This window comes from Halobaculum marinum (assembly GCF_029338555.1).
Classification (GTDB): domain Archaea; phylum Halobacteriota; class Halobacteria; order Halobacteriales; family Haloferacaceae; genus Halobaculum; species Halobaculum marinum.
Map to the genome: position 1 here is coordinate 2031823 of NZ_CP119989.1, position 12471 is coordinate 2044293.

General features: G+C 66.5%; 16 protein-coding genes. 6 read left to right on the forward strand and 10 right to left on the reverse strand.

What is annotated here, in order from left to right; translation table 11 throughout:
- The first annotated feature begins 75 nt into the window (after positions 1-75).
- From P0R32_RS10545 to P0R32_RS10565, 5 genes are all read left to right on the forward strand, one after another.
- A complete protein-coding gene (locus P0R32_RS10545; RefSeq protein ID WP_276236927.1) occupies positions 76-522 on the forward strand; it encodes a type IV pilin N-terminal domain-containing protein in 447 nt (148 codons plus the stop codon).
- A 156-nt stretch (positions 523-678) separates the two neighbouring features.
- A complete protein-coding gene (hpt, locus tag P0R32_RS10550) occupies positions 679-1245 on the forward strand; it encodes a hypoxanthine/guanine phosphoribosyltransferase (protein WP_276236928.1) in 567 nt (188 codons plus the stop codon).
- A gap of 117 nt (positions 1246-1362) precedes the next feature.
- Entirely contained in the window at positions 1363-1764 is a 402-nt protein-coding gene (locus P0R32_RS10555) for a hypothetical protein (RefSeq protein ID WP_276236930.1), read from the forward strand.
- 98 nt (positions 1765-1862) lie between these two features.
- Positions 1863-2108: a hypothetical protein gene (locus tag P0R32_RS10560; RefSeq protein WP_276236932.1), complete on the forward strand. Its 246-nt coding sequence runs from the start codon at positions 1863-1865 to the stop codon at positions 2106-2108.
- Position 2109: 1 nt separating this feature from the next.
- Entirely contained in the window at positions 2110-2649 is a 540-nt protein-coding gene (locus tag P0R32_RS10565; RefSeq protein WP_276236933.1) for a hypothetical protein, read from the forward strand.
- Between the two features lie 49 nt (positions 2650-2698).
- Here P0R32_RS10565 and P0R32_RS10570 read toward each other — a convergent pair whose 3' ends face one another.
- The 9 genes from P0R32_RS10570 to P0R32_RS10610 all read right to left on the reverse strand — a co-directional run bounded on the left by P0R32_RS10570 (position 2699) and on the right by P0R32_RS10610 (position 11210).
- Positions 2699-2959 (reverse strand): hypothetical protein, encoded by a 261-nt coding sequence (locus P0R32_RS10570; protein WP_276236934.1) that lies wholly within the window; start codon positions 2957-2959, stop codon positions 2699-2701.
- 88 nt (positions 2960-3047) lie between these two features.
- The gene (locus P0R32_RS10575; protein WP_276236935.1) at positions 3048-3512 is read right to left on the reverse strand and encodes a hypothetical protein; all 465 of its coding nucleotides are present in this window, start codon (positions 3510-3512) and stop codon (positions 3048-3050) included.
- Positions 3505-3981, reverse strand: a complete 477-nt coding sequence (locus P0R32_RS10580) for a hypothetical protein (protein ID WP_276236936.1) — start codon at positions 3979-3981, stop codon at positions 3505-3507. The genes P0R32_RS10575 and P0R32_RS10580 overlap by 8 nt, the downstream gene beginning before the upstream one ends.
- A 2-nt stretch (positions 3982-3983) precedes the next feature.
- Positions 3984-5381 carry an ABC transporter ATP-binding protein gene (locus tag P0R32_RS10585; RefSeq protein WP_276236937.1) on the reverse strand — a complete coding sequence of 466 codons (1398 nt, stop codon included), beginning with the start codon at positions 5379-5381 and terminating at the stop codon, positions 3984-3986.
- A complete protein-coding gene (locus P0R32_RS10590; protein WP_276236938.1) occupies positions 5351-6508 on the reverse strand; it encodes an ABC transporter ATP-binding protein in 1158 nt (385 codons plus the stop codon). Before P0R32_RS10590 ends, P0R32_RS10585 begins: the two co-directional genes overlap by 31 nt.
- A gap of 10 nt (positions 6509-6518) precedes the next feature.
- Entirely contained in the window at positions 6519-7481 is a 963-nt protein-coding gene (locus P0R32_RS10595; protein WP_276236939.1) for an ABC transporter permease, read from the reverse strand.
- Positions 7481-8470: an ABC transporter permease gene (locus P0R32_RS10600; RefSeq protein ID WP_276236940.1), complete on the reverse strand. Its 990-nt coding sequence runs from the start codon at positions 8468-8470 to the stop codon at positions 7481-7483. The genes P0R32_RS10595 and P0R32_RS10600 overlap by 1 nt, the downstream gene beginning before the upstream one ends.
- Before the next feature lie 169 nt (positions 8471-8639).
- On the reverse strand, positions 8640-10697 hold the full coding sequence (locus P0R32_RS10605) for an ABC transporter substrate-binding protein (protein WP_276236941.1): 2058 nt from the start codon (positions 10695-10697) through the stop codon (positions 8640-8642).
- A 237-nt stretch (positions 10698-10934) separates the two neighbouring features.
- A complete protein-coding gene (locus P0R32_RS10610) occupies positions 10935-11210 on the reverse strand; it encodes a hypothetical protein (protein ID WP_276236942.1) in 276 nt (91 codons plus the stop codon).
- 99 nt (positions 11211-11309) lie between these two features.
- On the opposite strand from P0R32_RS10610, the gene P0R32_RS10615 reads away from it, so the two are divergent.
- Positions 11310-12008 carry a type 1 glutamine amidotransferase domain-containing protein gene (locus P0R32_RS10615; RefSeq protein WP_276236943.1) on the forward strand — a complete coding sequence of 233 codons (699 nt, stop codon included), beginning with the start codon at positions 11310-11312 and terminating at the stop codon, positions 12006-12008.
- Positions 12009-12061: 53 nt separating this feature from the next.
- Here the strand turns inward: P0R32_RS10615 and P0R32_RS10620 are convergent, their stop codons facing one another.
- A complete protein-coding gene (locus P0R32_RS10620; protein WP_276236944.1) occupies positions 12062-12346 on the reverse strand; it encodes a transcriptional regulator in 285 nt (94 codons plus the stop codon).
- Positions 12347-12471: the final 125 nt, after the last annotated feature.

Here is a 12471-nt window from a genome sequence, read left to right on the forward strand (position 1 = left end):
CCCAAACTGCGTCCGAACGGTCGACACCGCTGGGGGGTGGCGGACCACGCGACCCGCCCGAGCGGACGCCACACGATGCAGTTGTCCACTCTCACACACTCGGTCGACGCCGGCGGTCGCGAGCGCGCGCTCTCGCCGATTGCGGGCGTCGTCCTCATGGTCGCGATCACCGTCACGTTGGCGGCGCTCATCGGGTCGCTGGTGATCGCCGTCGGCGTCGCCTCGCCCGGAATCGCCCCCGCTACGACGTTCGAGTTCTCGTACACCGCCGTCGACGACGGCTATCACGTCACGGCGACCCACACCGGCGGCGCGACGATAGACGCCGAGAACGCCAAGTCCCTGACGCTCACCACCGAGTCCGGTCACAGCGCCGCATTCGACGGTCCCGTCACCGCCGGCGACATGGTCACCGTCGGCGCCGACGACCCGGTCCCTGCGAACACCACCGTCCGCGTGGAGTGGACCTCCGCCGACGGCGCGACGACCCAGGCGCTCGCCGTCGACCGGACGCCGGCCTGAGTCGGTCGCCGCTCACCATCCATCGGGAGCCGAGACACACGATGGCCACCACGACGTTCGGGTGTTCGTCCTCACCACCGGTCGGCACGTGACTCGGAGCCGACACGGTGGCCGCAGATTCGCCGCGCTTTTCACGCAGCTAGCGGTACCGGCGACATGGACCGCCTGCGTCAGTCCCTGCTGGACGCGCCGATTATCGAGAAGGGCGAGTACCAGTACTTCGTGCATCCCATCAGCGACGGGGTCCCGATGCTGGAGCCCGAACTGCTCCGCGAAATCGTCATCCGGATCATCCGGAAGGCCCAGATCGAGGACGTCGACAAGATCGTCACGCCCGCCGCGATGGGGATCCACATCTCCACCGCGCTGTCGCTGATGACGGACATCCCGCTGGTCGTCATCCGCAAACGCGAGTACGGCCTCGAGGGTGAGGTGTCGCTGTCCCAGCAGACTGGCTACTCGGAGTCGGAGATGTACATCAACGACGTGTTCGAGGGCGACCGCGTGCTCGTGCTCGACGACGTGCTGTCGACCGGCGGCACGATGAAGGGCATCCTCGACGCCCTCACCCACATCGGCGCCGACGTCGTCGACGTCGTCGCGGTGATCAAGAAGGCCGGCCCGAACAAACTCGACGACACCGACTACAGCGTGAAGACGCTCATCAACGTCACCGTCGAAGACGGCGAGGTCATCGTCGTCGACGAGGACGGCGACGGATAGCTCGCTCGTCCGGGGTCGTCGCCGACCACCGTTCGACTGACTCGTTCACGACCGTTTCTCACCGACTCGCTGTCCCGCCTCCCCTGTCCTTATCACGGGCCCCGTCCGATGCCCGATATGGTCTCGACCCGGCTTCTCGGAGTCGTCTCCACGTCGATGCTCGTCGTCGGCGCTCTCTCGATCGGACAGGCGCTCCACCTGACCGTCGTGACCGGCGAACTCGGCGTCACCGCGACGCCCGTCGTGGTGTACGGCGTCGCCGGCGTCGTCGCTCTCGCCATCGGCTACCGCGCTCGCAAACCCGTCGCCGAGTCGTACGGCCTCACCAGCGACGCGCGCGAACGCGGCGAACACGAGCGCGTCGATGACGCCCCCTCGAGCGGTGCGAGCGACGACGCTGACGGCCCAGAGGAGTCGTTCGACCCGTCCATGAGTCCGTTGGGCGACGCGGCTCCCGGTGACAGTGCGCGACGCCGTTCCTCGGAGGGGGACGGCGACGGCGCGAACCGCGAGCAGTGACGCCCGCCCGACGGTCACGGTGACCGCATGTGGACGATCCGTATGGCACCGCGTAGCGGGGGAATTAAGACCCGGCATCCCCGACTGCCGATAGACATATGTCCGTGAGTACCCGCGTCCCCGAACCGCTCAAGGGGCCGCTCGGGGTCGTCTCCCTGGGCGTCATGATCGTCGGGCTGGTCGTCGGATACATCTTCACGATGGTCGGCGTCACCCTCTACTTCGACCTCAACGGCATCCAAGGCATCTCGAACGGCGAGTCGCTGGTCGTCGTCGCCACGGGGCTGGCCTGTCTCGTCGCCGGCTACCTCGGCTGGAAGGGCTTCATGGGGTTCGCCTACTGAGATGCCCGTCGACATCAGAGACCACCCGCAGGCGCCGCCAGCGGAGGAACTGCAGGGCTTCACGCTCATCCCCGTGAGTCGCGAGGAGATCGCCTCGCGGCAGGCCGACGGCGAGACGCTCGCGGAGGCCGACCTCACGGCCGAGCGCGACGACGTGTACGTCGAACTCGACCCGGACCCGACCGACCGCGGCACCCACGACGACATCGGCACCGCCCTCTACCGTCTGGTCCAGTTGTTCGGCACGCCCAACGTCCCCGGCTTCGACGCGGGCGGAGACCTCTCGGACCGCGAGCACACGACGTTCAAGTACCTGTTCCGACTCGTAAACGACGCCGACGAGGGCGACCGGACGCTCCCAGACGAGTGGCTCGTCACGGCGTTCGACAAGAAGGCTCGACTCGGCGTCGGCCTGGCCGACTGGGACGGCGAGGTCGACCCGGAGCACGTCGACGGCGCCGTCGGCCTGGTGTCGCTGGCGCTCGTCACGAACGTCGTCAGCGAGCCTATCGAGACGTCGGTCGAGGACAACTGGTACTGACGGCGACCCGACCGCTTCTGTTCTGTGTGAGGCCGGACGCTCCCGACCGCTAGCGACCGGTCCGAACGTGCATCACCGCGAACACGCCAGCCAGCGACGCGACGAGCAGGCCGGCGAACGCGGGGACGACCGTCGACTCGGCGTACAGCCCCGCCCAGTACCCCGCGTACGCGACCGTCACGAGCGTCGGCACTGACAGCAGGAAAAACAGCGACGAGAGGTACGACGCGAGCGTGGGGTCGTTGCCGTCGTTGGCGTACGTCCCGCGCTCGCGGAGCGACTTCTCCTCGGTCGGGATGTCCCGCGGCATACCCGGCAGTCGAACCGACGCGGTGAAAGGCCTGTCGTCGCCCGCCGCGTGCCGCCGCAGAAGGTGTGCCGCGGGTTTGGCTACCGGGCTACGCCGTCGCGCCGTCGTAGACGATTGCGAGCAGGTAGCCTGTGATCTGCAGCGGGACCTGGCCGAAGACGAGGAACGTGATCACGTCCCGGAACGTCGGCAACAGCGCGAACCCGCCGAGCGTGTCGATATTCAACAGCACGTACGGGGCGACCGCCGTCGCGAACGCGACGACGCCGCCGGCGACCACGGCGATGACGAGTGCCGAGATGCTCGTCCGCAACTCCTCACACAGGAGTTTGACGAGGACCCCCGAGGCGAGCACGAGCACGCCCATCGAGACCTCGCCGGCCCACCCGGGCGCCAACTCCTGCAGTCGCAGCGAGTACGTCGCGGTCGCACCGAGCACCCCGGCGAGCACGCCGATCAGCGTCGCCGACGCCAGTCGTTCTCGGCGACTGCCGAACGACGCCTCCGCGGGACGCAACGCGACCGTTCGCAGCAGCGATCCGCCCTCAGACATCGGCGGAGAACCTCCGGTCGCGGATTTCGACGCTGAACGACCCCGACGCAGTGACGCGACCGGCCGCGATGGCCTCGCGGGTGCGGTCGAGTCGGTCGGCGGGCACGTCGGCGACGACGACCAGCGTCGTGCTCTCGCCGGGCGCGAGCGTCACGGACCGCGGCGACATCGTCGCCGACCGCGGGACGGTCAACTCGTTGCCGTCCGCGGCGACGCGGTCGAACGCGACGAGGCTGTCGACGCGCACCGTCGTCTCGACTGCCGTCGGGTTCGACGCCGTGACGCGAATTCGCAGCGTCGGGTCGTCGCCGTCGTCGAGGTCGTACCCGTCGACGCTGAAGTCGATGGCGTCGCGGTCTTGCCACGCCAGTTGGGCGCCGGCGGTCGACGCGAACGCCGCGGCGCTCACGGCGAGACAGCCGGCCAACACCGCAAGGAGGACTCGTTGTGTGCGCGGGGACCGCACCACGGTCAGTCCTCCGCCGGTGCGGCGCCGAGTCCGGCGGAGGTCCCGGCGAGTTCGCCGAGCCCCTCGAATCCCTCGTCGTCGTACCGGTGACAGGCGACGCGGCGCGACCCCGACTGCTGCGGCTGGGGTTGGCGGTCCTCACACGGCGTCGTGATGGCGTCGTCGAGCGTCGCCAGCGCGGCCTCGGTGTCGCCCGCGAGCACCGACTCGGCGGCCTCGACCAGCGCGTCGCGCGTCGTCGCGGGGAGGTCCACCGCCCCGAGGTCGACCCGGGTGCCGGCGCTCTCGTTCTCCGTCTCCGTCCGGTACTCTTCCGGGATGTCGAGCGTCAGGCCGTTCTCGAGGAGGCGTTCGGGGTCGGTGACGTCCGCCGACTCGGCGGACTCCGCGGAGACCTCGCCCCGGCGAACCTTCAGTTTGAACTGGTAGGCACGTCGGAACGCCTCCTGACTCCCCGCCCAACTGTCCGGCGGGATGATGTGGGCACACCGCGGGTGGTAGCGACACCCGCTCGGGGGATTCCGGGGCGAGGGTACCTCGCCGGTCGCGTTCGCGCGGCGGCGGTCCTCGCCCAACTCCACGTCCGGCACCGCGTCGAACAGCGCCTCCGTGTACGGGTGTTTCGGGTCGTCGATGATGTCGTCGGTCGGCCCCTGCTCGACCATGTTGCCGAGGTACATGATGCCCGCGCGGTCGCACATGTACCGGATCAGCGAGAGGTCGTGGCTGATGAACAGGTACGTGAGGTCGTACTCACTCTGCAGTTCCTTCATCAGGTTGAGGACGCCAGCACGGATCGACACGTCGAGCATCGACACCGGCTCGTCACAGACGATGAAGTCCGGGTCGACGACGAGCGCCCGCGCGATGGCGACGCGTTGGCGCTCACCGCCCGACAGTTCGTCCGGGAAGGCGTCGAGGTACACCTCCGCGGGGCCAAGCCCCACGTCTTCGAGTACCTCCTTCACCCGGGCGCGGCGCTCGTCGTAGCCGTCGATCATCTCGTTGATCTTGAGCGGTTCGGCGACGGTGTCGTACACCGTCATCCGGGGGTTGAGCGACTCGAACGGGTCTTGGAAGATCATCTGGACCCGCTTGCGGAACTCGCGCTCCTCCTCACGGGTCATGTCGGTGATGTCCGTGCCGTCGAAGCGGATGGTCCCCTCGGTGGGGTCGTGGAGCTTCACCAGCATCTTCCCGAGCGTGGTCTTCCCACAGCCGGACTCGCCAGCGATGCCGACGATGTCGCCCTGGTGGATGTCCAGCGAGACGCCGTCGACCGCGCGGACCGGCTGTGGCTCGCGACCCAGCACGGTGTCGATGATTCCCTGTGACTGGTCGAAGAGCTTGCGCAGCCCGTCGATCTCTACTAGCGGCTCTCGATCCTCTGCTCGGTCCATGTGTCCTCCTTGAGTGCGTCAGTCCGCAGCTGTTCGAGCTCGTCGATGCGATAACACGCCGACCGGTGAGCGCGTTGGTCGGTTGCCTCCTGCACGAGGCCGTCGGCCTCGGCGGCGTCCACGTCGTACATCGGTGGGTGGCTCGCGTGACACTCCTCGATGGCGAACGGGCACCGCTCGCGGAACCGACAGCCTGCCTCGGGGTCGCGAAGCGTCGGCGGCGTCCCGGGGATGGAGACGAGGTCCTGATCCGCCGAGGTGATCGTCGGGAACGAGTTCTTCAGCCCGAGCGTGTACGGGTTGGCGGTGTCGCCGAAGATTTCGTCTTTCGGCCCCGACTCCATGACCTTCCCGCCGTACATCACGGCCATCCGGTCGCAGATCTCCGCCATCACCGAGATGTCGTGGCTGATGACGAGGATGGAGACGCCGAACTCCTCTTGGAGTTTCTCCAGTTCTTCCAGGATGCGGTCCTGGATGATCACGTCGAGTGCGGTCGTCGGCTCGTCGGCGATGAGCAGGTCCGGACTGCACGCCATCGCCATCGCGATGACGGCGCGCTGTTTCATCCCGCCGGAGAACTGGTGGGCGTAGTCGTCGGCCCGATCCGGCTCGATGCCGACCCGCTCCAGCAGGTCGCGGGCGCGTTCGTGCGCTTCCTCCGCAGTCGTCTCCGGTTCGTGCCGGAGGATCGCCTCCACGATCTGGTCGCCGACCTTGTACACCGGGTTGAGCGCGTTCATCGCCGACTGCGGGATGATGGCGATGTCGCGCCAGCGGATGTCGCGGATCTGCTTGTTCGTCAGCGCCGCAAGGTCCGTCTTGCCGTCCTCGCGGACCGGCTTGTCCGGGTCGTCGATGACGGACTGCTTCACGTCGCCGTTCTTGTCGGTCCACTGCGGGAGCGTCCCGTCGAACCAGACGTTGCCGCCCTCGACGTAGCCGTTGTCGTCGAGCAGGTGGACGAGGCTCTTCGCGAGCGTCGTCTTCCCGCAGCCAGACTCGCCGACGAGCCCGTACGTCTCCCCGCGCTCGACCGAGAAGCTCACCTGGTCGGTCGCGTGGACCGACGAGCCGTCGTCGACCGCGTAGCGGATCGAGAGGTCGTTTACCTCGAGTAGTGTCATTGGATGTGTTCTATCGCTGTGGGTTGGTCACGTCCTCCATCGAGAAGCCGATGAAGTAGAACGATGCGGCCATCAGCATCAGCGCGATGCCCGGCGGCAGCAGCCACCACCACGCCGAGAAGATGTACCCCTGCGACTGGATGTTCTGCAACATCAGCCCCCAGGAGTTGGCGGTGAAGTCCGCCAGCCCGAGGTACGCCAGCGACGCCTGCGCGATGACCGCGCCCGCGGCGTCCTGTGCGAGGAAGACGAACGAGATGGGGAGCACGTTCGGCATGATGTGGCGGAAGATGATCCGCGTGTCCGACGCGCCGGCGACCTTCGCCGACTCGACGTACGAGCGCTCCTTCAGCGAGAGTGTCTCCCCGCGGACCGTGATGCAGTTGTTCAGCCACGAGGTGACCGCGATGCCGATGATGATGTTCGTCGTCGTGATGCCGCGGATGGCGACGAGCACGATGAGGAACGGCAGGAACGGCAGGCCGTACATGATGTCGACGAAGCGCTGGATCGTCTCGTCGATCCAGGTGTCGCCGTAGAACCCCGAGATGAGACCGAGCGGAACGCCGACGAGACTGGAGAGCAGCCCCGCGGCCAGACCGATGTACATCGCGTTCTTCGCGGAGTAGATTACGAGCGAGAGCACCCCCGCGCCGTTGGCGTTGGTGCCCAGCGGCGCGAAGAAGGGGTCGCCGAACGCCGGCGGGTGCGGCAGCGACCGGATCTGTTCGCCGGTCAGGCGGCGGTCGAACGGTGGCTCACCGAGGTACGCCACCCACTCGGTCGAGTGTGGCGCGAACACGCCGGGTGCGATGGACCACAGCGTGTAGATGGTGAGGATGACGAGGCCGAGCACGCCGATGCGGTGCTCGGTGAACCGGCTCCAGCCGCGACGGAAGCGCTCGATACGCGGCTCCCACTTCCGCTTGAACGATTCTCCGTCGGATCCGGATGATTCCTGTTGCGTAGCCATTATTCACCCTCCCCGAACTTGATCCGGGGGTCGAGGTACGTGTAGACGACGTCCGTCAGCAGTCGCATCACGACGACCAGCACGGCCAGCATGAAGAACACGGCCTGTGCGATGGGGAAGTCGCGGTTGAGGACTGCCGACACGATGATCTGCCCCATCCCGGGCCAGTTGAACACGTTCTCGATGATCACCGACCCGTCGATCAGGAACGCGAGGCTCACGACCGCGCCGGTCGCGACCGGGATGAGCGCGTTGCGTGCGGCGTGTTTCACCATCACCGTCCGCTCCGAGAGGCCTTTCGCACGTGCGAGGAACACGTACCCCTCGTCGGTGACCTGGTTCATCGTCGGCCGCATGATCAGCATCGAGCCGACCCAACCGATGAAAGTGAGGCTGATGATGGGGAGTGCGATGTGGTACATCACGTCCCGCATCACCGTGAACGCGGTCCACTCGAACTCGGGGAACTGAGTGAACATGTACGCGCTCGGCAACAGGTCGAGCTCGTAGTTCAGCAGCCAGATGAACAGCCACGAGATCCAGAACGCCGGCATGGAGTACAGCAGCAGCGACGTGCTGAAGATGGTCTTGTCCTTGGTGGAGCCGCGCCACCAGCCGAGGTACATGCCGACCAGGGGGCCGACGATGAACCCGACGATGAACGTCGACCCGAACAGGACGAGCGTCCGCGGCATCCGGCGGATGATCAGATCCGCCACGGCGACGTTCTGTGTGGGGGACCGGCCGAAGTTGCCGGTCTGGTAGTTGATCATGAACCGAAGGTACTGTTGCCACAATGGTTCGTTCAGTCCCCACGTTTCCCGGATCCTGTCGACCTGCTCGGCTGTCATCCCCGGGGACATCATACCCGTAATGAACGAACCGGGCATGCTCCGGAGGAGAACGAACAGGAGCGACATGATCACCAGGAGCGTCAGGTACGAAACGACGATCCGTTTGGCGAGGTATTTTCCACTGATTCTAGTCATGCGTTGTGGGACCGCTCAGCGTGGTGGTTTATCGTGAAGGCGACGGTATGAACCTGTTGCATCTTCCGTTTAGAACCGCCGACGCCGACTGAAACCCCGGCGGGGAGAACGAGGTTTCCGGCGTCGAACGGGACCGGATCCGGACCGGTGACCACCGGTCGGATCGCAGTTATTCGTTCTTGTGAACCTGGAGGATCTGGTTCGACAGGTACGTCGCGCCGGGGCCGGGGATGTTGCCGATGAAGCCCTTCCAGTCGGCAGAGTTGACCGGCCACTTCGTGACCTCGTAGTCGGTGATCATCGTCGGGAAGTCGAGGTAGATGCGCTCGACGGCCTCCCGCGACAGCTGGTTACGCTCGTCGGTGTCGAGGGTGACGCGTGCCTCGGAGATGAGGTCGTCCGCGCTCGCGTCCTCGAACAGGCCGTAGCCCATCGGGTTGTTGAGCAGCGTACTCGTGTTGTTCTCGTCGCCAACGTCCGTCGTGGAGTGGTCGTCGGCGTTTGCCGAGTGGAACAGCCCGTAGAGCGTACTCGTCGCGAACGGCGAGAGGCTGGACCAACCCATCGGGAAGATGTCGAAGTCCTCCTCGCCGTACACCTTGCCGACCATGGTGTTGAACGACATGACCTGCCGGTTGATCGGGATCCCGATCGACTGCAGGTTGCCGATGAAGTTCTCGACCATCTTTGCCGTCTGCGGGCTGGAGTCGGCCGGGTACACGTACATCGTGAGCGGCCCGCCGTTGATCTCGGTGATCGTCTGGCCGTTCACGCGAATCTCCTTGTCCGTCTCCGCGTTCTGGAGCACTTCGGACTCGACGGGACCGAACGAGTACTCGTGCTTGGCCTCCGTCTGACTGGCGGTGACGCCAGTGATGCTGCCGGGGTACTCCTGCCCGAGGTAGGTGCCACCCTCGCCGGTGACGACGGTGCCGCTCGTCAGGAAGTCACGGATGCCCTGCGCGTCGACGACGCCGGGGCTCGACTGACGGAAGGCGAACGCCTGCGTCGACGCGCCCGTGAGCAGTTCCTGGTCGCTGTCGGTCTCCGGGCGGACCGCGGTGTAGCCCGGCGGCATGACGAAGTCGCCCTCCTGGGCGTAGCCGCGCTGGAGCCGGTCGACCCAGTAGACGTCGTCGAAGGCGAAGCCCAGGACCTGGCGGAACGAGGCGTCGTCGAGCGGCGTCTTCCGGAGGTTGAACGAGTAGTGGCCGTAGCCCGTGTCGAACCCGTCGATGAGGCTGAGCCCCTCGGCGTTCTGTGCGTCCTCGATGCGGGACGTGCGGAGACTGCCGTACATCGAGTCGATGTCGCCCTCGAAGAACGCCTGCGTCTGGGCCGACAGCGACGAGTACACGGAGATCCGCATGGCATCGATGAACGGACCGCCGCTACGGATTCCGGGCACCTCCTCGCGCCACGCGAGCTCCGAGAGGTTGTACTCGCCCTCGCGCTCGGCGAAGGAGATCTCGATGGACGTGTCGGGCTCGTAGCGGGTGACGACACCCGGTCCGAGGCCGACGGGACCGCCGTTCTCGAACGGCGCGTACGTGTTGAAGTCGTCGACGCCCTCCCACTTGTGCTTCGGGAGGATCGGGAGGCCCAGCTGGGAGTAGGCGTACGTGCCGATCGGCTGGTTGAGGATCATCTCGCAGTCCCAGTCGGAGCTGTCGGACTCCTCGACCGACACGATCGGGTCGAGTGCGGAGATGTACTTGCCGGGCTGCTGCTCTTGGAGGTACTGATACGTGAACAGGACGTCCTCGACGGTGAACTCCTCGCCGTCGTTCCACGTCAGGCCGTCCGTGCGGACGTTGAACGAGATTCGGACGTTGTTCTGGTCGTTGTCACCCGTCTCGTCGAGTTCCTCCGACTCCCAGTCGGAGAAGACGTTGGGGTGCATCTCGAAGTTGACCGGGTCGATCGTCGCGCCCGTCTCGTAGATCTGGTCGAGGATGACCGCGGAGTACGCAGACGAGGTCGCGAGGATGTTGATCCCGCGCGGCGGTTCGCCGACGGCGAAGTTGAACACGCCGCCCGTCGGAACGTCGGCGCTGTCGTCGATCTCGGTCGGCGTCTTGTCTTCGGTCGGCGTCGACGCCTCCGTAGGCGTCTCCTCGGTGTCGCCGTTACCGCCGGAACAACCGGCGAGGCCCACCGAGACTGCTGCGACCCCAGTTCCCTGGAGGAACCGGCGCCGGCTGGAATCGGACTGCTTGTCTGTCATACGACGCTACGTTATGGAATGCCATACTTAACTATGTGGGTTTCTCGCATGAAGTAGTGCCACTTTACGTGCACGACAGAACGGCCCAAACCCTCCGATCCACCGGATGTTTTCATCATTGAGTTTACGTTCACGAAGTGATTTCGCTGAGTTTTGGATAATCTGCAGCCTCGCGAAAACAGCCGCAAACGGAACGTTGGTTGCTCCCCGGGGGTGCCTCGACGGTCCGCCAGCGAGTCACTCGCCGTGTGCGTCCGACCGCGTCCGGAGTCCGAAATACATGGCTAACGTCACCGCCGCCATCCCGCCAGAGAGGTAAGTGGTCGCCGGTGCGGACGCCTCGCCCCGCCGTGCGAGTTCCATCCCGAGAAAGGCCCACGCGCTCGCGGTCGCGAACCCGAACGCCATGGCGCCGTAGCCGAGGCGCTCGTCGCCGCGGGCGTGGAAGTAGACGCCGACGGTCAACACGAGTCCCCCGAGGAGCGCGAGGACGGTCCGTGTACCGACTGCCATACCCCCCGTTGCTACGGGTCTCATATAAGCCGTCCGGGGTGGCACCAGGTGTGCCGCCGCCGTCACGTTTTCCGGTGGCGAGGCCGACGTTCCGACTGGATGACTGACTCACCGAGCGCGCTGTTCGTCGTCAGCGAAGAGGGGTACTGGGCAGAGGAGTGCATCGAGCCACTCACGACGCTCGACGCGGCCGGTGTCGACGTGACGGTCGCGACGCCGTCCGGGTCGCCACCGGTCGTCGACGAGCGGTCGCTCGATCCGGACGACGTGGGAGAGGACACCGTCGCCCGGTTCCGTGAGATTCACGAGACGGACGAGCGACTGAACGACCCCGAACCGCTCGCCGCGGTCGACGCCGCCGACTACGAGGCGGTGGTGTTCCCCGGCGGACACGGCACCGAGTGGGACGTGAACCAGGACGTCCACGCCCGCGGCGCGCTGCGGGAGGCCGTCGCCGGCGACGACGGCGTCGCACTCGTCGTCTGTCACGCCGTCGGCATCCTCGCGTTCACCCGCGACCAGGACGGCGGGTTCCTCGTCGACGGGCGCGACGTGACCGGCTTCCCAAACGCATGGGAAGAAGGAATCGTCGACGAGTACGATCGGATCGAGGGGCGCAAACTCCCGTACTGGGTCGAAGACGAGGTCGTCGCCGCTGGCGGCAACTGGGACGCCGAACTCGACGCCGACACCAGCGTCACCGTCGACGGCGACCTGATCACCGCCCGCGGCCCGGGGTCGTCGTCGGCCGCGGCGGAGACGCTCCTCGCGGAGTTGGGCGTCGAACTACCAGCCTGAGGCTGCGGCTCCAGGCGTGAGGGCACCGGCGGTCGCTCCCGACCGACCGCGACTCAGGTCCGAATGACGAACGCCGGTTCCTCGACGTTCTCTCCCTTGCACTCCGGACACCGCGACGGCGAGTTCACGGGGTCGTCGAAGCGGTCGAAGCCGCAGTCGCGACACTCCGGGGGCGCGACGAGGAACTCCTCCTCGTCGGGGAGCGACTGGGCCACGTGGTCGAGGTGGTCGTAGACGGTCGAGCGAGTCACGTCGAACTCCGCCGCGAGCGCGCTCGCCGGGAGTGCCCGCTCGCGAAGTTCGTCTGCGATCTGTTCGCGCGTCGTTCGGTCCGGCATACCCCACCCAGGTGGGCCGGTGTCGAATCGCTTTCGCCGCCCGACGTGCGGCGCCGACTGGGGGTCGTCGGTCGTGTCACTGGGTCGAGAGAGGAAAGACCCTTGTGAGTTCGCTTTGACGTTCC

Bases quoted from the DNA above. Each gene is read 5' to 3' on its own strand.
- P0R32_RS10575 (WP_276236935.1), bottom strand. From the start codon at position 3,512: ATGTCTGAGGGCGGATCGCTGCTGCGAACGGTCGCGTTGCGTCCCGCG.
- P0R32_RS10545 (WP_276236927.1), top strand. From the start codon at position 76: ATGCAGTTGTCCACTCTCACACACTCGGTCGACGCCGGCGGTCGCGAG.
- P0R32_RS10565 (WP_276236933.1), top strand. From the start codon at position 2,110: ATGCCCGTCGACATCAGAGACCACCCGCAGGCGCCGCCAGCGGAGGAA.
- P0R32_RS10600 (WP_276236940.1), bottom strand. From the start codon at position 8,470: ATGACTAGAATCAGTGGAAAATACCTCGCCAAACGGATCGTCGTTTCG.
- P0R32_RS10560 (WP_276236932.1), top strand. From the start codon at position 1,863: ATGTCCGTGAGTACCCGCGTCCCCGAACCGCTCAAGGGGCCGCTCGGG.
- hpt (WP_276236928.1), top strand. From the start codon at position 679: ATGGACCGCCTGCGTCAGTCCCTGCTGGACGCGCCGATTATCGAGAAG.
- P0R32_RS10555 (WP_276236930.1), top strand. From the start codon at position 1,363: ATGGTCTCGACCCGGCTTCTCGGAGTCGTCTCCACGTCGATGCTCGTC.
- P0R32_RS10615 (WP_276236943.1), top strand. From the start codon at position 11,310: ATGACTGACTCACCGAGCGCGCTGTTCGTCGTCAGCGAAGAGGGGTAC.
- P0R32_RS10570 (WP_276236934.1), bottom strand. From the start codon at position 2,959: ATGCCGCGGGACATCCCGACCGAGGAGAAGTCGCTCCGCGAGCGCGGG.
- P0R32_RS10585 (WP_276236937.1), bottom strand. From the start codon at position 5,381: ATGGACCGAGCAGAGGATCGAGAGCCGCTAGTAGAGATCGACGGGCTG.
- P0R32_RS10590 (WP_276236938.1), bottom strand. From the start codon at position 6,508: ATGACACTACTCGAGGTAAACGACCTCTCGATCCGCTACGCGGTCGAC.
- P0R32_RS10595 (WP_276236939.1), bottom strand. From the start codon at position 7,481: ATGGCTACGCAACAGGAATCATCCGGATCCGACGGAGAATCGTTCAAG.
- P0R32_RS10620 (WP_276236944.1), bottom strand. From the start codon at position 12,346: ATGCCGGACCGAACGACGCGCGAACAGATCGCAGACGAACTTCGCGAG.
- P0R32_RS10605 (WP_276236941.1), bottom strand. From the start codon at position 10,697: ATGACAGACAAGCAGTCCGATTCCAGCCGGCGCCGGTTCCTCCAGGGA.
- P0R32_RS10610 (WP_276236942.1), bottom strand. From the start codon at position 11,210: ATGGCAGTCGGTACACGGACCGTCCTCGCGCTCCTCGGGGGACTCGTG.